Genomic DNA, 15,220 nt, shown 5'->3' on the forward strand with positions numbered 1-15,220 from the left:
TCCTTACCTGATGCCCGCGGTGCAGGCGATGGAGAAGGTTCCGGTGCAGGCCGTGATGCGCAGCCGGTACCAGGTGTCGGTGATCGGCCCGGCCACCCGGGTGGCCCAGGTCCCGCCGACCGCGGTGATGGCCGAGAACGTCGCCTGCGTGGTCGCGCTGGCGAACGTGTTGTCGCTGTCGGACTCGAGCACGGCGGTGATGGTCGTGCCGGCGGAGAAGACGTGCAGGGCGGCGTACAGGTACTGGCCGGCCGAGACCGCGCCGAGCTGGTAGGCGGTGCCGGTCGCGCCGGTGCCGGACACGTCGGCCCTCGTCTTGAGGACCCGGCCCCGGACCGCGGACACCGACGCCAAGCCGGTGCCGCGTGCCGACTGGCAGGTCAGCCGGAACGGGATCAGCTCGCCGACCTGGCCGAAGATCTCGTAGTTGAACTGTCGGGCCCGGAACAGGTAGGCGACCGACGATTCGGCGCCGTCGTTCGACGCGGAGACGACCTGCGAGCCGCCGCCGAGAGCAGCGAACGCGGTCGGGTCGATCAGGCCGTCACCGGCCTCCCAGAAGCCGGCCTCGTCCAGCTTGGCGTCCTCGTGGCCGGCCACGCGGACGCGGGACGGGTTGGTCACCGTGGCGGGCTGGTAGACGGTGGCGTCCAGGGCGTCGTAGGACAGGGCCAGGGCGGTGCTGTTCAGCTGGCCGGTCATGTCGTGGCCGCTGAACCACGTCGTGATGTTGTTCGCGGCGTAGGAGCCCATCTCAGGCCTCGGTCTTGCCGGCCTTGGCCGGGGCCGACTTGGCGGGGATGGCCTCGATCAGGCCGCCGTAGACCAGCGCGGCGATGCTCGTCTCGACCGGGTCGAGCCACACCGTTCCGGCGGAGATGTCCTCGCCGGTCTTGGCGCAGGCGATGGCCATGTCCTCGGGGTCGATGCCCATCGCCTTGTGCGGGATGATCACGTTCCAGGCCTGGAACTGGTCGCCGTAGACCTCGACGTAGTGGGCGCGGCAGAATTCGATCGGTCGCTTGCCGGTGCCGATGGCGGCTTTCCCGTCGTCCTTCTTGCAAAACTTGATCATGCTCTCGGGCACGAGTTCACTCCGATCCCTTGGTGTGGACGACGAGGCGCAGAGTGGCGCCGATGTGAGCGATGTCGGCCGACTCGAACTGGCCGCCGTACGCGGTGACCGCGGCGATGTGCGCGTCGGTGTTCGACAGGCCGAGAGTCCTGGCGGCGAAGACCGCCGCACGGATGGACTTGGTCCCGGCGCCGGAGACGTACTCGTCGAGCTGGGCCTGGCCGAGGGACTCCTCGGCGTCGGCGACCAGGACGTGGAGGTTGAACTGCCAGGTGTCGGTTCCTCGGCCCATCGCGACGAGGAAGTCGGCGGTGACCGGCTCGACGACGGCGGCCGGCACCTGGGCGATCCCGGGAACCTTGTCGTACACGCGCAGGCTCGGGATCGCCGCCTCGAGGGTGGTCTTGACGGCGGCGCGGACCGCGGTCAGCGACGCCACTCAGACCGCCCCCACTCGGATCTTGACGAACGGGTGGAGCAGCGAGACCACGTCGTGGTCGTTGCGGCCGATGCGGACCTCGCCGAAGCCGTTGAAGCCGGCCACGCCGAAGATCGCTTCCTTGCGCTTGAAGAGCGCCGCGGCGCGGATCAGGCACGCCTCGTTGACGTCGTCGGGGATCGCCGACCAGCCGAACTGTGCGGTGACCCGCAGCGTGGTCCGGCGGGCGTGGACCGGGAAGGTGTACCGGTCGACGGCGACGATCCGCCACCAGGCGTGTGCGACCTCTTCGGTGTCGGCGTTGAGCGGCTCCAGTTGGTAGTCGCTCGCCGCCCAGGTGGTGGCGAAGGTGCCGTCGCCGGTGCTGTCGGTGGCGACGATCAGGCCGTCGGTGGTGGAGATGTCGTCGACGTCGGCCTCGTACGCGTCGTCGACCCGGAACACCTTCGACTGTGCGGTGGCGTCCTGCCAGAAGCGGCGGCCGGTGTGCTTGTCGATGGCCCGGCTGGTGGCGTTGATCGCCCGCTCGAGCAGGACGGTGGTCAGCTGGTTGTTGGCGTCGCCGAAGTGCTCGCGGAGCTCGGCCACCGTGGCGTACCCGTTGATGACCGCCACGACATCACCTCACTCGAAGGTGGCGGTGAAGGCCGGGGCCGTCCCGGTCAGGGTGACGTGGATGCCGTTCTCGCAGAACGCCGGGCCGAGCTGACCGGTCGACACCGTGGTCGCCGTGGCGGCCTTTAGCGTCAGCACGATGACGCCGCCGGAGCCGCCGGCGCGGATGACCGCGGTGGCCGCGTCCGAGCCGCCGGTGAGGACGGCGCAGTGCAGGTAGGCGTCGGCGGTGGTGATGTCGGCGGTGGCCGACACGGCCTTGATAGCGGCGTCGGACATCACTTCCCCCTGTTCGGGCTGCCGCGGTGCTGCCGGTTCGCGCCGGCGGGCTTCTGCCGCGCGGGCCCGTCGGCTACGGCCTTGATGACACCGCCGGCGGCGAGCAGAGTGCCGGGCGAGTCCCGGTTCACCCACTCGGCGTCCGCGGTAGAGAGCTCGACCTGGTCGCCCTCGGCCCACGGGCCGATCTGCTGGCCGTCGCGGTACGCCGCGTAGCGGTGCTGCACCTGGTAGGGGTCCACGATCAGATTCCGTCCAGGTAGAGCAGCACCCACACAACGACGCCGAGGTCGGCGGTGGTGCCGTCCCAGGTGCCACCGGTGGTGATCTCGGCGCCGATCAGATCCCCGGCCACGAACGTCGACGTGCCGCGCACCGCGGTGTCCGACGCCGACACGGCGGTGGTGATCGACAGGGTCGGGTCGGTCTTCTCGGTGCCGTTGACCGTCGGCCCGACGGTCAGCGTGCCGGCCGTCGCCGCGGCGGACAGCCGGGCGGTGACGCCGACGATCTCGCCGGCAAACGGCATGACGTACCCGTCGATGGCGTTGCTGGCCGCCGAGGCGACCTCGGCGATGAGCAGCTGCACGTCGGTCTGCGACGCGGCGAGGGCGTCCTGCATGAAGACCAGGGGGACGAGCTGGCCCTTGGCGATGGTGCGGTCGATCTGCACGGTGCCTCCTCAAGCCGGCAGGGCCGGACCCAGTACGGGTTCGGCCCTGCCTCGGAGCGGATGTGGGGTCAGACGCTGATGTTGTAGGCGTTCGCGGTCGACTCGATGCCCGACGCGGCACCGGTCGGCGTGAACCGGCCCATGCCCAGACGCAGCGAGTAGACGATGCGGGTCTGGTCGCGGCCGGGCAGACGCTCGGTCTCGACCATCACCCTGCGCCTCCACCCGACCTTGTAGCCGCGGGTGTTGACCGCGGCGACCTGGCCCTTGATGTTGTTGCCGCCGGTCGTGGACACCTTGCCGTCGGCCTCGGTCAGCGACATCGCGATGGAGCTGATGTGCCGGTGGCCGAGGATCCGGCCGGCCTCGCCGTTGAAGACGGTGGCCTGCGGGCCGTACTTGTCGACGGTCAGGTACTCGTCGAACATCGCGATCTTGTCCGCGGTGAACGGGTCCGACACGTAGACCAGGTCGTCCGAGTTGGTCGGGTGCCCCCAGTCGACCAGCCGGGTCGTGTCGATCATCAGGGCGCGCAGGTTGTTGAGCTGCGACAGGGTGATCGCCCCGGCGACGCTGACACCGTTCGCGGTGTTGTCGACCAGGGCGGCGTGCCGGATGCCGTCGAACGCCAGGTAGTGCTTGGTGTCGGCCGGGTCGGCGTCGTCGAGGTTGATGTTGCCGGTCGCCGCGTTCGTGGTGTCGCCGTTCAGGACCAGCGAGTCCGAGTAGTGCGCCACCGACAGCGCCGCCTGCCGGCGCAAGAAGGGAATGAACGGGATGATGGAGTCCTCCTCCATCTCACCCGACCACATCTGGTGGATGATGAATTTCTTCGCGTCGACCTGAACCCGCTGGCTGCCGGTCTTGACCGTGGTGTAGTCCGACGAGTTGTTCGCTGTGTTCTCCGTGACGTACAGCATCTCCGGGATGTCGACCTCGACCGGCAGGTACGCCGTCGGGTCGGTCATCTCGAAGCTGTCGATCAGCGGGAAGATCCGGCCGAGCTTGCGCGGGGCGTCCCACAGGTCGTGCACGTACTGCGCCCCGACCAGCTGGGAGCCGAAACCCGACTCGGCGGTGTCCATCGCGCGGATGGCCCGCTGGTAGGCGCCGGTCAGCTCGTACTTGCCCGCCCGGGCCAGCTCGCGGTCCTGGCCGTGGAACTCGGCCAGGGGGATCCGCGGGAACATGTCGTCGATGGCCTTGCGGTCCATCGCCTGGATCTTGTCGGCGGACAGGTACCGGGCCGCCGAGATCGAGTCGAAGGTGCGGGTCAGCTCCTCCGACGGGCCAGGGTGCACGCCGCCGCCCTTGCGCTGCGTTCCCTGCTGGCTGGTCATCAGGTCGTGCAGGAACTCGACGTCGGAGACGCTGAGGCCCCACCGGGCGTACTTCGTGCCGACGAGCTGCGTGTCGGCGGGCCCGGCACCGAAGCGGATCTTGCGGACGAACTCCTCGTCGTCCTTCAGGCCCTCGATCGCCTCGGTCATGAGCTGGCGCAGCTTCTCGTCCGACGTGCTGGACGAGACGTGCTCGTTGATGGCGTCGAGGCGCTGCCGGACCTCAGTCCCCAGCTCCTCGATGGTGAGGTCAGGCATGACTCTCCTTCGTGAAGGTGAACGCGTCGAGGAGCCCTCGCGCGGTGTCGGTGGGCACGCCGGTGGCCGGCGGCTCAGGGTCGGGGTCGTCGATCGGCTCGACGAACGGAGGCTTGCCGGCGGCCACGTTGCCGAGCGCGGTCAGCCGCACCAGCAGCCGCGAGAACTCGTCCTCGGAGATGGAGCGCACCGCGGCGAGCAGGTCCGGGTCGGCGAGGTCCAGGCCGCGACCGGAGGTGACCAGGGCGGCCGCGTCCATCGGGACCGGCACCACCGACAGCTCGGTCAGCTCCCAGCCGGTGGCGACGCCGCCGCGGTAGTAGTTGTCGTTCTCCGACTCCCACTCGGTCACGTCGAAGCCGATCGAGACCGCATTCAGGAACTTCTTGCGCAGCTTGCGCTCGACCTGGCGGGCGAACTCGTCGTCCTCGTCGAACTCGAGGCGGCCGACGATCTGCTTGCCCTCGACGGCAATCGAGTCGGGGTCGACGCGACCGATCGGCAGATTCATCCGACCCCAGTAGCTGTGGCCGTAGCCGAGGACCGGGTTGCCGCGGTACCGCTCCAGGCGGGCGCCGGACATGCGCAGGTCGATGCCGTCGGCCTGGCGGCCCTCGCTGGCCATGACCACCCGCAGCGGCGAGTCGTCGGACAGCGCGGACCGGTCCACGAACCCGAGCGCGCGGTGGATGGTCATAGCTTCGCTCCGTTGATCGGTGTGAACGACGCCAACAGCCGGCGCGCGGACAGGTGGTCGAGGACCGCGGCCTTCTCGCCGGTGGACTGCGGCGGCTGGTTCGCCGGGTTGACCTCGTCGTCCGGCAGCTTCTCGCCGGCCGCCGGCGCCGGGAGTTGCAGCTGCCCGTCCGGGCCGACCGGGGCCTTGTTGACCGGCATGTACGGCTGGTCGCCCCAGGCCACCGGCGGCATGCCCTTGCCCTTGCGCCACTCGTTGATCGTGATCGCGCCACGGTCGATGGCCTGTGCCTCGCGCGTCCACGACTCCGTCGCCGACTCCTGAAGTGACGGCACCGACGACAGGTCGTACTCGCACCAGTCCGGCCGGCCCGTCCCGCGGAACCGCGGCAGGTACTGCTCGCGGATCTCCGCGGCCTTGAACTCGGCGTCCGGCTTCAGCGCGCGGGTCCACTCGATCCGCTCGAACGCCGACGCGTTGGCCAGCGTCGCGTTCTCTACGTCGTTGAGGAGCGTGGACTGCATGCCGTAAGCGCGGCAGACAGCGCGGAACGACAGGCCCAGGCCGGCGACGAACTCCGCGTCCTTCGGCGACATCGACATCTGCTTGAACTGCGCCTCGTACCGCAGGACCGCCCACCGGTGTGCCTTGTCCGCCCCGGTCAGCCGCTTCTCCAGCGCCCGTTCCAGGTCCGTCGCCTGGTCCTGGCTGAACGTCACCTTGTCGGCTGGCGGGACGATGATCCCGGCGATCTGCATGCCCTGGCGGAACAGCTGCTGGTTGGACTTCGCCATCGCGGTGCTTGTGTCGGCGGCGAGCCGGGCCGCGGCCAGCGGCGACAGGGGCGAGAACTCGTCGATCGGGTTCGGGTATCGCTGCCAGACGATCTCGTGCGGCTTGAACTTCAGGATCTCGCCGGATACGGAGTGGTAGGCGAACTCCTGGATGTAGCCGGTCTCGTGCGGCACCGGCCGCACCCTCGAGGGCTTCAGCCACCAGATCTCTTTCGGCGCGCCCTTGGGGCCCTCGAGGGCCCAGAACGTCTCGCCCCACAGGCCCATGCACATCTCGTCCATGCGGGCGAGGCGTTCGCCCGTCCAGAACGGGTTGACGTAGCTGAACAGGTTGGCCGCGGGGTGGTCGGTGACCTCGACCTTGTCGGAGCTGCGGCCGCGGTAGAACCGCAGCTGGATGCCGGACATGAGCCGGGCCCGCTGCGCCACGACGGTGTAGATGTCGTTGCTGGTGGCGGCGTAGTCGCCGTACTCCTCCGGGCTGAACTCGGACTGGTCGTGGCCGTAGGCGTAGTCGGGGGCGATCAACTCGCCCTTGCCGACCGGCCACGCCCGGCTCAGGTGCTCCCCGCGGCGCCGCGCCTGGATCCGCTCGAGCAGACCCATTTCAGGCCGTCCGCTCGAACTCGATGACCCGGTGGTCGCCGTCGACCAGGCCGACGCGCCGGTACCAGAGCACGGCGTTGGTCAGGGTGAACATGATGTCGCCCCGGTCGTTGACCTTGACCAACACGGCCGGGTCGGCGTCGTCGAGCAGCTCCCGGGCGATCCGGAGCCGCTCGGGGGCCTCGCCGAGCAGCTCGACTCCGGTGTCGTGCTGCCGCACTATCAGCTCGTAGCTCACGGCTTGCACCTCCCGATCCAGTCGATCTCGGTCGGGCAGGCGTTGTCCTGGCCGGTGACGTGCATGGCCATGCCGCAGATCGCAAGCACCAAAAGAAGAGGCAGGAGGATCCCGAAAACGTCGCTACGCCTCACGGCGCACCGGCCTTCGGCCCGGCGGCGGCCCAGCCCTCCATGCCCGCCGCCCACAGCCAGGCCAGCACCCAGCCGACCGCGCGTACGACCAGCCGGGCGACGTAGAAGAGCAGGAAGGGCAGCACCATCAGGGCGACCAGGAACACCCGCCGCCAGTCCACCTGGCCGGCCCGCTCGTTGATGCGGTCCACCGCCGCGTTCAGCGTCATGGTCGTCATGGCCAGCTCCTCACGCCATCAGGGAGCCGGTCAGCTCCTGCGCCTTCGGTTTCGCGCCGATCCGAGTCACGTACGCCCACCGCGCCAACGTCGCCGAGACGAGCGGCGAGATGTCCACGTCGCTCTGCTTGCGGCCCCATGCCACCGCGTCCGCCAGCGGCCTGGTCTTCGCGTTCGCGGTCGCGCTGGTCAGCTCGGTCTGGCCGATGTGCCGAAGCTTCTTCTCCCGGACCGCGTCGATGAACTGGCCCGTCGCCTGCGCCACCTCGTGCACCGCCGGGAGCGCCAGGTCGCCGCGGGCCGGGAACTCCGCCTCCGCCGGCGGCCGGATCCCGACCACCTCGAGCTCGCCGAGCAGCGACGCCGCGCCACCCTTCGGGTCCAGGCCGATCGCGACCGGATCGAGCACGGCCTTCAGCTCGATGAGCTTCCCGACGACCCAGTCCACGCCCTCGCCGTACGTCACCACCTGGACGTGGCCGAGGCCGTCCTCACGCAGCCCGTACATCGCGATCGACGCGTGATCCCGCAGCGGCGTCACGTCGACGGCCAGGGCCACGTCGCCATCGCGCCGGGATGCTTCGTCGATCAGCTGCGCCCACAGCTGGGCGTCGATCACCCCGCCGGCCCCGCCGATCCGCCGCGGCCAGATGCCGAGGCGCTCGCGGGCGAAGTCCTCCGACGACATGGCGCGGAACTCCCGGGCCACGGACTCCTCGGAGATGCGGCCGCCGAGCGCCGGGTTGGCGTTCGCCCAGTTCCGCCGGTCGCCGAGGTCGATCACCCGCAGGTTCGACAGGTGCCCGGCCAGGCCCCAATCCCGGTAGCCCAGGCCCTCGTCGCCGCCGGCCTCCGCACGCTCCCGCAGGTTGTACATCACGTCGCCGGACTCGCCGTCCAGCGGCGGCGACGACAGGTAGACCAGCTGGGGGTTGCGCCGTGCGGACAGCGTCGGCATGAGCGCCGCCTGCTGCTCCAGCGTGTACGCGAACGCCTCATCGATCACGTTCAGGTCGCCGGAGAAGCCGCGGCCCGACCCCTTCGACCGGGCGATGAACATCAGCCGCTGCCGGGTGTCGAGCCGCTCGAACGACTCCTTGCCGTTGGTGTTCGACACCTTGATCGGCACGTCGCGCAGCTCGGTCACCAGCTGGCCGGCCGCGTTGCGGACCTGCACCGGCATGTTCTCGACGATGATCAGGTTCTTGCCGCCCGGATGGCCGAGCCCGTACAGCAGATCCTCGACCCGGCGGAACGCTTCGAGGGCGGTCTTGACCTCGTGCGCCGACCAGAGCATCAGCTTCTCGTGGACGATGAACAAGCCCGCCAGCACCCGAGCCTCGCCGATGCCGCCCTTGCCGTTCTGCCTGGACACCCACTCGGCGAACTCCGGGCACGCCCACTTGTCGTCGGCGCGCAGCCCGAGCATGAGGTCGACCGAGTCGCCCTGCCAGTCGTCCAGGTCCTGCCCGGCGCGCCGGGTCAGGTCGACCGTGGCCGGGCCGTACGTCCGCTCGTGGGGCGGGTAGAGCTCAACCCGTGGCTTTCGGGCTCCGAGTAGCGGCGAAGGCGCCGAAGTCTGCAACACCCGGCGGCACCCCCTCGCCCGTGGCTGGTGCGGTTCTGCCCATCGGTTTGCCGACGGCACGGGATTGGCGGAGTTCGGCGAGCAGCTGCTTGAGCGTCGCCTGCTGCTGGCGGGCCTCGGCGAGCACGTTCGTGATCACGACCCGGACGACCGTGCCGTCCGGGGTCACCGGCTCGAAACTCAGCCAGTCCCCGCCGGTGGTGAGCACCCGGTCCAGTACGTCCAGGCGGTCAGCGAGGCGCGCGGCTTCCTCGATGAGCACCCGCTCGGCCGGGGCCGCGTCCGTGCCGTTCAGGTCGTTCCAGAGGCGCTGTCCGCGTGGTCCGAAGTCACCCACCGCGGCCTCCTGATTTCGAAGCGGGGGGATATTTGGGAGGTAGTAGCGTGGGGTCAGGCAATGTCCGTTTTGGTCATTTCGAACCCCCTACCCGTCACAGCGAGTGAGGGTCGACGTCGACGATCATGCGGGTGCCCACCATGGGTGTGCCCCTGTGCTTGGCCCATCGCACGTTTGCACCATGGCGTGAGTTGCATCCGAAGTGGGCGAGCGCAACGTTGTCCCTGCTCAGCCTGGCCCCGCCGAGGTCGATGGCGATGATGTGGTCCACGCTGCGTGAGTGGGGTGCGGTGCCTCGCATGTCCTTGTCAACGGCCTTGCCGCACCTGATGCAGTGGGTCTCGGCGGGGTCGGCGTAGACCTGGGTGCAGAGCTCACGCCATGCCCTGCCCTTGCGTCCTGCCCACCGTGCGGACATGCCTTCCCCCGGTAGGCGATGGAGTCTGCGCTGGGAGGCGGACGCGCGGTCCGTTGCGTTCGCTGCTCTCGCCTCAACCATCACCGTCATGGATCACAGACTGAGCTTCCGACTGGATCTCATCCTCACCGGCGGGAAGCCGCAGAAGATGGGCACCCTCTACATCCCCGAGCGCTACGCCGGCGGCGACATCTCGTTCGGCGGTCAGCACTTCGCGGTGATGCGCCGCGACCAGGCCGCGGACGGCGACACTCTCCATCTGATTCCCGCAGAGGTGCGGACGCCTGACTAGGGCCCTCGGCCGCGGGCATGACGAAGCCCCCGCCACGGGGGTGCGGGGGCCTACAGTCGCGGGCAGAGTGCGGTCCGCATGATCAAAGTGTTGCGGCCTTGTCAGGCGGTGTCAAGTCAGTCGCCGAGAAGGCTCCTGATTCCGTCACGGGCGTCGTCGGAGAGGACCAGTTCGAGCCGTTCGCTGGTGCCGCTGCCGCGCCGACGTACCTCGAGATTCAGCCGCTTGACGCCCGGCGGGTCGGCCCTGTTCCACTGGATCGACATGGGTCGCGTACTGACCACGTACTCGCCCGTCCCGAGCAGGTCGTTGCCCATGATGATCCGCCGGGACTCTGGGTCGAAGGTCCACTCTGCGCCTTCGGCCAGGAGCTCGTGGTGGCTTCGGCAGACGGCGGTCTCAACTCGTGGTTCTTCGCGTACCAGGAAGATCTCTTCTGGGTTGTTCTGGCACTTCAGCACGAAACAAGGCACGAGGCGACAGCCTATTCGTCGGGCCGCTCGGCGTCACAGCCTGTCACCCATCGGTGTATCTCGCGTAGGTCGTAGAGGGTGCAGCGGCCGCGGCGGCCGTGGCGGCCGATGTGGTGGCGGCTGGCGGCGGATCGGATGGTGCCGGGCGCGCATGGTCGGCCGCGGAGGCGTGCGACGTACGCGGCGGCGTCTCGGGCGTCGACGAGGTGGTCGGGGTTGCTACGCGGCATCGCCGGTCTCCTCGGCGGCCTGGTGCTCGCGGTCGCGGTTGGCTTGGCGGATGAGCCGGCCGAGGAGCATGTACCGCTCGGGTGTCCACATGGCGTCGCAGTGCCGGCAGCAGACGATCTCGATGCGGGACCACACGATGTGGGCGTCGATGGGGTGGCCGTGGCGATCGGTCCTGGTGTAGCGGAGGTGGCCGTGGTCGCCGGGCAGGACCAGGGCGGTGAGGGGCTGGTCGTGGCGTGGGCAGTGTTCGCCGAATGGCCGGTCGGGGCGGTTGAGGCCGAGGGCCCGGCGGCAGGCGGTGAGCCATGCATGCACGGTGGTGGCGAGGCGTTCGGCGTCGCGGGTGCGTCCGAGGCCGCTGAGGCGATCATGAAGCGCTTGGATCCGCCGGAGATGCCCGGGGATGCCGCCGGAGGCTGTTGGGGTCTCTCCGGCGGTTTCGGCGGCCCAGCGCGCCCAGTCCGGGATTTCGCGGTGGAGGTCGACGAGGACGGCGGCGACGTCGACGTTCAGCGGGACGGTGTGGACGTTCTCGGATGTGGTCACGCGTTCGCCGGTTTGGATGCCGGCGTCGCGGGCGAGGGCGGTGGGGAGTGCGGGCCAGAGGACGAGGAGTTCGTCGATGAAGTCGGCCAGGGTGGTCATCGCCGCCACCGCCGCATCCGCACGCCGATCCGCTGCGAGAGGGTTGCCGGGCGCCAGGCGTTACCGACCCGGTGCTGGCCGCCGTGGTTGCCGTAGCCGTAGTACTCGCAGGCTGCGCAGGCTCGGCCGATGCGCCAGAGGTCGCCGCAGTCGCAGCGCCAGAGGTCGTCGCGGCGGCCGGAGGGGTCGCCCAGGGAGTTCTGCGGCGGGTCGCAGCGGTGCGCGTCTTGGGGCGCGCGTCTGACCCAGCCGGCGGTCACGGCAGCTCCAGGTGTTCGGCGGTGACGATGCCGTGGTGCACGGCCAGGGCGGCGGCATGTGCGGTGTTGCGGGCGCCGAGGAGCTTGCGGGCGTCGGTGAGGTGAATGCGCACGGTGCCGAACTTCAGGCCGAGGCGGTCGGCGATGTGGCGCTGTTCGAGCCCGGCGGCGGCGAGGCGTACGCAGTCGCGCTGGCGGGGGCTCAGGTACGGGCGGCTCATGCGGCCCTCCGTTCGGGTGTCGGGTTGCCAGCGCGAATACGCCGGCGCTCCCGGTCGCGGGCCTGTTCGGTGACCCGGCACAGGTCGCAGAGCGCCTCGCCGTGGTAGCGGTGGCGCCTGGCGGCCGCTGCGGTGCCGCACGGCCTGACGTCGGTGTGCCGGGAGCGCTTCAGGCGCGGTCGGTCCTCGTCGGAGCCGGCGCCGGGCTGCAGGAGTGCCCAGCCGGTGAGTTGGTTCCAGGACCGGTCCACGGGAATGGCCGCGGCGAGAATGAACGCGAGCCGGAACCAGTCGTCGGGGCTGGGCAGCACGGTGGCGAGCCAGCGGCCGTTGGCCTCAGGGTCTTCGTCGCGGACGCGCGCGGCGAGATGCACGGCGATGCGGGCGAGTTCGTCGACGGCGAGCTGGTCGCGCAGGTCGGTCATGGCCGGGCCTCGGCCGGGCGGGGGCGGCAGGTGTGCGCGCGGGGCGCGTGCGGTCTCGGCGTGGGCATCAGGACACCTCCGTGGTCGTGGACTGCTCGGCGGCGAGTTGGGCGAGGTGCTCAGCGCGGCGTTGCGCGCGGCGGGCGGTGGCGTCGGCGATGGCTTGCTCGGCCCGGCTGACCCTGCGCGGCGGCGGCATGTGCGGCGGGTGGGTGGAGGCGCCCGGGAAAATCTCGACGACAGGGGAAGGCTCTTCGCGGGCAGCGGGCGCCGCCCGCGTGAGTTGCGCTCCAGGGTCTTCATCGTCAGAAGGTTTCGGGGAGATAGAACTACTCGGGGAGATGTAGCGGAGAGATGGCCGCTCATCCTGGGTGAGCGCAGAACTGGCCTCAGATGAGCGCAGAACTCCCGTCTCTGCGCTCGCCTTGGGTGAGCGCAGAGGTTCGGCCGATTCGGCGTCTTCTGCGCTCACTCTGGATGAGCGCAGAACCGAGCTCTCGTCTGCGCTCATCCTGGGTGAGCGCAGAGCTGCCTTGGTGGCGCGTTGCGTCCGCTCCCGCGATCCGCTCCGGTTGGCCTCGCGCATGTCGTCGGTGAGCTTCTTGTGCTGGGCCGGGTTGAGCACGTCCAGGTGTTCCATGACGTCCGCGCCGAGGATCAGCCGGTACTCGTCGGAGAGCTGCCGGTGGCGGTTCCCGGCGCGGACCAACTCGATGAGGCCGACGTCGCGGAGCCATGCGAGGTAGCGGCGGGCGGTGCTGTACGAGACCTCCAGGTCGACGGCGAGGCGGGCTACGCCGCAGTGGATGCGGGTGCCGTCGGCGCGGGCGTAGCTGGACACCACGAGGGCGGCCGCCTTGCGTTCGCGGCCGATCCGGGCGCGCCGGATCACGGCGTTCCAGGCGCCGGCGGTGGCGCCGAGCTCGTGGGTTGTTGAGGTCACGCGAGGATCCTCCGGTGCGGTGGTGATTGGCTCTTGTACGTCGAGGTCTCGAGTCGCGGGACAGGTCAGGCGCCCTCCTTCTCGCCGGCCCGCCGGCGGTGCTCTTCCTGGTCGTCAGGCAGCGTGTGGTGCGCTTCGGCGGGCTCTGGTTGCGGGACGCGGTGGCCGCCGTGCCGCGAGCAGTACTGGCCGCCCTTGGGTTTGCAGCGGTGGCAGAAGGCGAGCACCAGCCAGACGCCGGACGGCGGCGGGCAGGGCGCGGTCGACGGGTGCCGGTGTGGGCAGCTGCCGCAGGGCGACCAGCTCACCGAGACGTCGACTTTGCCGAACTGCCGGGGGCTCACGGCCAGCCCTTGAGCCCGCGTATCGCCGTCGGCCCGGTCATGACGTCGCGCCCATCTTGCTGAGGTGCCAGTGGTCCGCATGGCTGCACGGGTACGGCCTCATGTGGAGCGTCTCGGTCCTCTCGGTGAGCTCCTTCTCGGCACGCTCGGCGGCCCCCTTGGTACGGAAGATGACCTTCGCCGCACCGCTTCGGCCGGGCGGCGGATAGCAACGCGACACGTTCCCGTTAGGGCCGGTGCGGGCGTGCTTGCGGAGGATCTCCTCACGCAGCTCGCGAGGGCTCTGCGGCGCGCTCACCGGGCACCTCCCGGCCGGCCGAGACCTTCAGGCTTGGTGACCCAGGCGCGCCAGATCCGGTCGGTGAGCGGCCGGTTCTCGCCGAGACGGAGGTAGAGCAGGGTCCACAGCTCGTCGGTGTCGACGCGGCGCCCTTCCGCGGCCTGCTCGCTAAGCCAGCTCAGGTGCTCGATCACCGGGCACCCCCGAGCAGTCGCAGCCTCGGCCGCTGCGAGACGTAGCGGTGTCCACGGGCCGCGTTGCACGACCGGTGCGCCGGACGCAGGTTGGGCAGCCTGTCGCTGCCTCCGTACGCCTGCGGCGTGACGTGGTCGATCGAGAACGAGCCCGGCGCCGGTGATGCCAAGGCCAGGTCGATGGGCAGGCCGCACAGCCAGCAGTCGGAGCTCCAGCGGTTGATGACCCGGCGGCGGCGTGCGGTCTTGCTGCTCGTCACCGGGCACCTCCGAGTAGCCCGAGCTCGTAGCCGAGCGCCACGGCGTGCGCCCGGTTGCGGGCGCCGAGCAGCCAGCGGAGCTCCCGGACGTGCGTGATGGCGGTGCGCTCGCCGATGTCCAGTTGGTCGGCGATCTCGCGGTCGGTGTATCCGTCGGCGACGAGCTGGAGCGTCTGCTGCCGGCGAGGGGTGAGGTGGACAGCCGGTTCGGTGGCGACGCTCACCGGGCACCTCCGATCAGGCCGAGTTGCTCGGTGACGGCCGGCAGCTGCTCGTCGATGTGCAGCCCGGCTGGGGTGACGTCGCCCGTGGCGTCCTCGAGGAGCAACGCGCTGACCGCGATGATCGGCCGCTCGGGTCCGTGCTCCAGGTTCACCCGGGCGTACCTGCCGGGTTCGAGGGTGAGGACGACGTCGTCGCGGCCGGTGCAGCGGAGCATGATGCGTACGGTCACAGCAGCCCCGCATCCTGGAACGCCGTGACGGTCTCCATCGGCGGCCCGTCGTCGTCCGGCCTGTCGTCCCAGCAGCCACCGCCGCACGGGCACGCGAAGTTGTCGTCGTCCCACCGGCAATCGCAGCCGGGCCCGGACCCGCACCGCTCGCAGCGCGGGCACTCACACGAGCCGATGCCGTCGCCTTGGCCGTCGTACGTGTCCGGCAGGCCGCAGTCGAAGCAGGGCGCGCAGACGCCGGCGATCAGGGCCGCCTCGCCCGCTGGTCCGCCGAGCCAGACCTCCGGGGTCTCGTCCCAGAACCGGCGCTCCTGCTCCTTTTCGCGCGCGTCCCAGGCGCGGCGGTGCCCGAAGGCGATGGAGGCGCGCCCCATCCAGCGCGGTCGGGTCACGCGCGGGTTCCAGTAGGTCCGGTGGGCGTAGCGGTCCCAGCGGAGTAGCCGCCGGTTGAGCTTGCGCATGCTGGTCACGCCTGGCCTCCGATCGGGA

General features: G+C 70.2%; 30 protein-coding genes. 1 reads left to right on the forward strand and 29 read right to left on the reverse strand.

The window, feature by feature from the left end:
* Positions 1–3: 3 nt before the first annotated feature.
* The 15 genes from AB0B58_RS14640 to AB0B58_RS14710 form a co-directional block, all read right to left on the reverse strand.
* Positions 4–753, reverse strand: coding sequence for a hypothetical protein (locus AB0B58_RS14640; protein ID WP_360223214.1), 750 nt, complete (start codon positions 751–753; stop codon positions 4–6).
* Position 754: 1 nt separating this feature from the next.
* A complete protein-coding gene (locus AB0B58_RS14645; RefSeq protein ID WP_360223217.1) occupies positions 755–1,087 on the reverse strand; it encodes a hypothetical protein in 333 nt (110 codons plus the stop codon).
* A 4-nt stretch (positions 1,088–1,091) separates the two neighbouring features.
* A complete protein-coding gene (locus tag AB0B58_RS14650; RefSeq protein ID WP_360223220.1) occupies positions 1,092–1,514 on the reverse strand; it encodes a hypothetical protein in 423 nt (140 codons plus the stop codon).
* Positions 1,515–2,129, reverse strand: a complete 615-nt coding sequence (locus tag AB0B58_RS14655) for a hypothetical protein (protein WP_360223223.1) — start codon at positions 2,127–2,129, stop codon at positions 1,515–1,517.
* A 9-nt stretch (positions 2,130–2,138) separates the two neighbouring features.
* Positions 2,139–2,408 carry a hypothetical protein gene (locus tag AB0B58_RS14660; protein ID WP_360223226.1) on the reverse strand — a complete coding sequence of 90 codons (270 nt, stop codon included), beginning with the start codon at positions 2,406–2,408 and terminating at the stop codon, positions 2,139–2,141.
* Positions 2,408–2,650 carry a hypothetical protein gene (locus AB0B58_RS14665; protein ID WP_360223229.1) on the reverse strand — a complete coding sequence of 81 codons (243 nt, stop codon included), beginning with the start codon at positions 2,648–2,650 and terminating at the stop codon, positions 2,408–2,410. Before AB0B58_RS14665 ends, AB0B58_RS14660 begins: the two co-directional genes overlap by 1 nt.
* A gap of 2 nt (positions 2,651–2,652) precedes the next feature.
* A complete protein-coding gene (locus tag AB0B58_RS14670; protein ID WP_360223232.1) occupies positions 2,653–3,081 on the reverse strand; it encodes a hypothetical protein in 429 nt (142 codons plus the stop codon).
* Positions 3,082–3,149: 68 nt separating this feature from the next.
* Positions 3,150–4,679: a hypothetical protein gene (locus AB0B58_RS14675; RefSeq protein ID WP_360223235.1), complete on the reverse strand. Its 1,530-nt coding sequence runs from the start codon at positions 4,677–4,679 to the stop codon at positions 3,150–3,152.
* Positions 4,672–5,376: an HK97 family phage prohead protease gene (locus AB0B58_RS14680; RefSeq protein WP_360223238.1), complete on the reverse strand. Its 705-nt coding sequence runs from the start codon at positions 5,374–5,376 to the stop codon at positions 4,672–4,674. Before AB0B58_RS14680 ends, AB0B58_RS14675 begins: the two co-directional genes overlap by 8 nt.
* On the reverse strand, positions 5,373–6,776 hold the full coding sequence (locus AB0B58_RS14685) for a phage portal protein (RefSeq protein WP_360223241.1): 1,404 nt from the start codon (positions 6,774–6,776) through the stop codon (positions 5,373–5,375). Before AB0B58_RS14685 ends, AB0B58_RS14680 begins: the two co-directional genes overlap by 4 nt.
* Before the next feature lies 1 nt (position 6,777).
* Complete coding sequence (locus AB0B58_RS14690) at positions 6,778–7,014, reverse strand: hypothetical protein (RefSeq protein ID WP_360223244.1); 237 nt, start codon at positions 7,012–7,014, stop codon at positions 6,778–6,780.
* A 130-nt stretch (positions 7,015–7,144) separates the two neighbouring features.
* Complete coding sequence (locus AB0B58_RS14695; protein WP_360223247.1) at positions 7,145–7,366, reverse strand: hypothetical protein; 222 nt, start codon at positions 7,364–7,366, stop codon at positions 7,145–7,147.
* A 10-nt stretch (positions 7,367–7,376) separates the two neighbouring features.
* On the reverse strand, positions 7,377–8,954 hold the full coding sequence (locus AB0B58_RS14700; RefSeq protein ID WP_360223250.1) for a terminase: 1,578 nt from the start codon (positions 8,952–8,954) through the stop codon (positions 7,377–7,379).
* Positions 8,899–9,291, reverse strand: a complete 393-nt coding sequence (locus AB0B58_RS14705; RefSeq protein ID WP_360223253.1) for a hypothetical protein — start codon at positions 9,289–9,291, stop codon at positions 8,899–8,901. The genes AB0B58_RS14700 and AB0B58_RS14705 overlap by 56 nt, the downstream gene beginning before the upstream one ends.
* Positions 9,292–9,385: 94 nt before the next feature.
* Complete coding sequence (locus tag AB0B58_RS14710; RefSeq protein WP_360223256.1) at positions 9,386–9,799, reverse strand: HNH endonuclease; 414 nt, start codon at positions 9,797–9,799, stop codon at positions 9,386–9,388.
* On the opposite strand from AB0B58_RS14710, the gene AB0B58_RS14715 reads away from it, so the two are divergent.
* Positions 9,798–10,001: a hypothetical protein gene (locus AB0B58_RS14715; RefSeq protein ID WP_360223259.1), complete on the forward strand. Its 204-nt coding sequence runs from the start codon at positions 9,798–9,800 to the stop codon at positions 9,999–10,001. The genes AB0B58_RS14710 and AB0B58_RS14715 overlap by 2 nt on opposite strands.
* A 116-nt stretch (positions 10,002–10,117) precedes the next feature.
* Here AB0B58_RS14715 and AB0B58_RS14720 read toward each other — a convergent pair whose 3' ends face one another.
* From AB0B58_RS14720 to AB0B58_RS14785, 14 genes are all read right to left on the reverse strand, one after another.
* Entirely contained in the window at positions 10,118–10,474 is a 357-nt protein-coding gene (locus AB0B58_RS14720) for a hypothetical protein (RefSeq protein WP_360223262.1), read from the reverse strand.
* Positions 10,475–10,485: 11 nt separating this feature from the next.
* The gene (locus tag AB0B58_RS14725) at positions 10,486–10,704 is read right to left on the reverse strand and encodes a hypothetical protein (protein ID WP_360223265.1); all 219 of its coding nucleotides are present in this window, start codon (positions 10,702–10,704) and stop codon (positions 10,486–10,488) included.
* The gene (locus AB0B58_RS14730) at positions 10,694–11,350 is read right to left on the reverse strand and encodes a hypothetical protein (protein ID WP_360223268.1); all 657 of its coding nucleotides are present in this window, start codon (positions 11,348–11,350) and stop codon (positions 10,694–10,696) included. The genes AB0B58_RS14725 and AB0B58_RS14730 overlap by 11 nt, the downstream gene beginning before the upstream one ends.
* Positions 11,347–11,610, reverse strand: coding sequence for a hypothetical protein (locus AB0B58_RS14735; RefSeq protein ID WP_360223271.1), 264 nt, complete (start codon positions 11,608–11,610; stop codon positions 11,347–11,349). The genes AB0B58_RS14730 and AB0B58_RS14735 overlap by 4 nt, the downstream gene beginning before the upstream one ends.
* Positions 11,607–11,831: a helix-turn-helix transcriptional regulator gene (locus AB0B58_RS14740; protein ID WP_360223274.1), complete on the reverse strand. Its 225-nt coding sequence runs from the start codon at positions 11,829–11,831 to the stop codon at positions 11,607–11,609. The genes AB0B58_RS14735 and AB0B58_RS14740 overlap by 4 nt, the downstream gene beginning before the upstream one ends.
* Entirely contained in the window at positions 11,828–12,256 is a 429-nt protein-coding gene (locus tag AB0B58_RS14745; protein ID WP_360223277.1) for a hypothetical protein, read from the reverse strand. The genes AB0B58_RS14740 and AB0B58_RS14745 overlap by 4 nt, the downstream gene beginning before the upstream one ends.
* 67 nt (positions 12,257–12,323) lie before the next feature.
* Positions 12,324–13,199, reverse strand: coding sequence for a helix-turn-helix domain-containing protein (locus AB0B58_RS14750; protein ID WP_360223280.1), 876 nt, complete (start codon positions 13,197–13,199; stop codon positions 12,324–12,326).
* A 65-nt stretch (positions 13,200–13,264) separates the two neighbouring features.
* Positions 13,265–13,543, reverse strand: a complete 279-nt coding sequence (locus AB0B58_RS14755) for a hypothetical protein (protein ID WP_360223283.1) — start codon at positions 13,541–13,543, stop codon at positions 13,265–13,267.
* Positions 13,544–13,580: 37 nt separating this feature from the next.
* Positions 13,581–13,841, reverse strand: coding sequence for a hypothetical protein (locus AB0B58_RS14760; RefSeq protein WP_360223286.1), 261 nt, complete (start codon positions 13,839–13,841; stop codon positions 13,581–13,583).
* Positions 13,838–14,017, reverse strand: a complete 180-nt coding sequence (locus AB0B58_RS14765; RefSeq protein WP_360223289.1) for a hypothetical protein — start codon at positions 14,015–14,017, stop codon at positions 13,838–13,840. The genes AB0B58_RS14760 and AB0B58_RS14765 overlap by 4 nt, the downstream gene beginning before the upstream one ends.
* Positions 14,014–14,277, reverse strand: coding sequence for an HNH endonuclease (locus AB0B58_RS14770; protein WP_360223292.1), 264 nt, complete (start codon positions 14,275–14,277; stop codon positions 14,014–14,016). The genes AB0B58_RS14765 and AB0B58_RS14770 overlap by 4 nt, the downstream gene beginning before the upstream one ends.
* Entirely contained in the window at positions 14,274–14,501 is a 228-nt protein-coding gene (locus AB0B58_RS14775; protein ID WP_360223295.1) for a helix-turn-helix transcriptional regulator, read from the reverse strand. The genes AB0B58_RS14770 and AB0B58_RS14775 overlap by 4 nt, the downstream gene beginning before the upstream one ends.
* On the reverse strand, positions 14,498–14,731 hold the full coding sequence (locus AB0B58_RS14780; RefSeq protein WP_360223298.1) for a hypothetical protein: 234 nt from the start codon (positions 14,729–14,731) through the stop codon (positions 14,498–14,500). The genes AB0B58_RS14775 and AB0B58_RS14780 overlap by 4 nt, the downstream gene beginning before the upstream one ends.
* Complete coding sequence (locus tag AB0B58_RS14785) at positions 14,728–15,201, reverse strand: hypothetical protein (RefSeq protein WP_360223301.1); 474 nt, start codon at positions 15,199–15,201, stop codon at positions 14,728–14,730. Before AB0B58_RS14785 ends, AB0B58_RS14780 begins: the two co-directional genes overlap by 4 nt.
* Positions 15,202–15,220 lie beyond the last annotated feature (19 nt).

The sequence above is a fragment of the Actinoplanes sp. NPDC049118 genome (assembly GCF_040648555.1).
In the GTDB taxonomy this organism is placed as follows: domain Bacteria; phylum Actinomycetota; class Actinomycetes; order Mycobacteriales; family Micromonosporaceae; genus Actinoplanes.

Coding starts and splice junctions, on each gene's coding strand:
- AB0B58_RS14640 (WP_360223214.1), bottom strand. CDS start 753: ATGGGCTCCTACGCCGCGAACAACATCACGACGTGGTTCAGCGGCCAC.
- AB0B58_RS14660 (WP_360223226.1), bottom strand. CDS start 2,408: ATGTCCGACGCCGCTATCAAGGCCGTGTCGGCCACCGCCGACATCACC.
- AB0B58_RS14675 (WP_360223235.1), bottom strand. CDS start 4,679: ATGCCTGACCTCACCATCGAGGAGCTGGGGACTGAGGTCCGGCAGCGC.
- AB0B58_RS14680 (WP_360223238.1), bottom strand. CDS start 5,376: ATGACCATCCACCGCGCGCTCGGGTTCGTGGACCGGTCCGCGCTGTCC.
- AB0B58_RS14685 (WP_360223241.1), bottom strand. CDS start 6,776: ATGGGTCTGCTCGAGCGGATCCAGGCGCGGCGCCGCGGGGAGCACCTG.
- AB0B58_RS14695 (WP_360223247.1), bottom strand. CDS start 7,366: ATGACGACCATGACGCTGAACGCGGCGGTGGACCGCATCAACGAGCGG.
- AB0B58_RS14715 (WP_360223259.1), top strand. CDS start 9,798: ATGGATCACAGACTGAGCTTCCGACTGGATCTCATCCTCACCGGCGGG.
- AB0B58_RS14710 (WP_360223256.1), bottom strand. CDS start 9,799: ATGACGGTGATGGTTGAGGCGAGAGCAGCGAACGCAACGGACCGCGCG.
- AB0B58_RS14725 (WP_360223265.1), bottom strand. CDS start 10,704: ATGCCGCGTAGCAACCCCGACCACCTCGTCGACGCCCGAGACGCCGCC.
- AB0B58_RS14730 (WP_360223268.1), bottom strand. CDS start 11,350: ATGACCACCCTGGCCGACTTCATCGACGAACTCCTCGTCCTCTGGCCC.
- AB0B58_RS14740 (WP_360223274.1), bottom strand. CDS start 11,831: ATGAGCCGCCCGTACCTGAGCCCCCGCCAGCGCGACTGCGTACGCCTC.
- AB0B58_RS14745 (WP_360223277.1), bottom strand. CDS start 12,256: ATGACCGACCTGCGCGACCAGCTCGCCGTCGACGAACTCGCCCGCATC.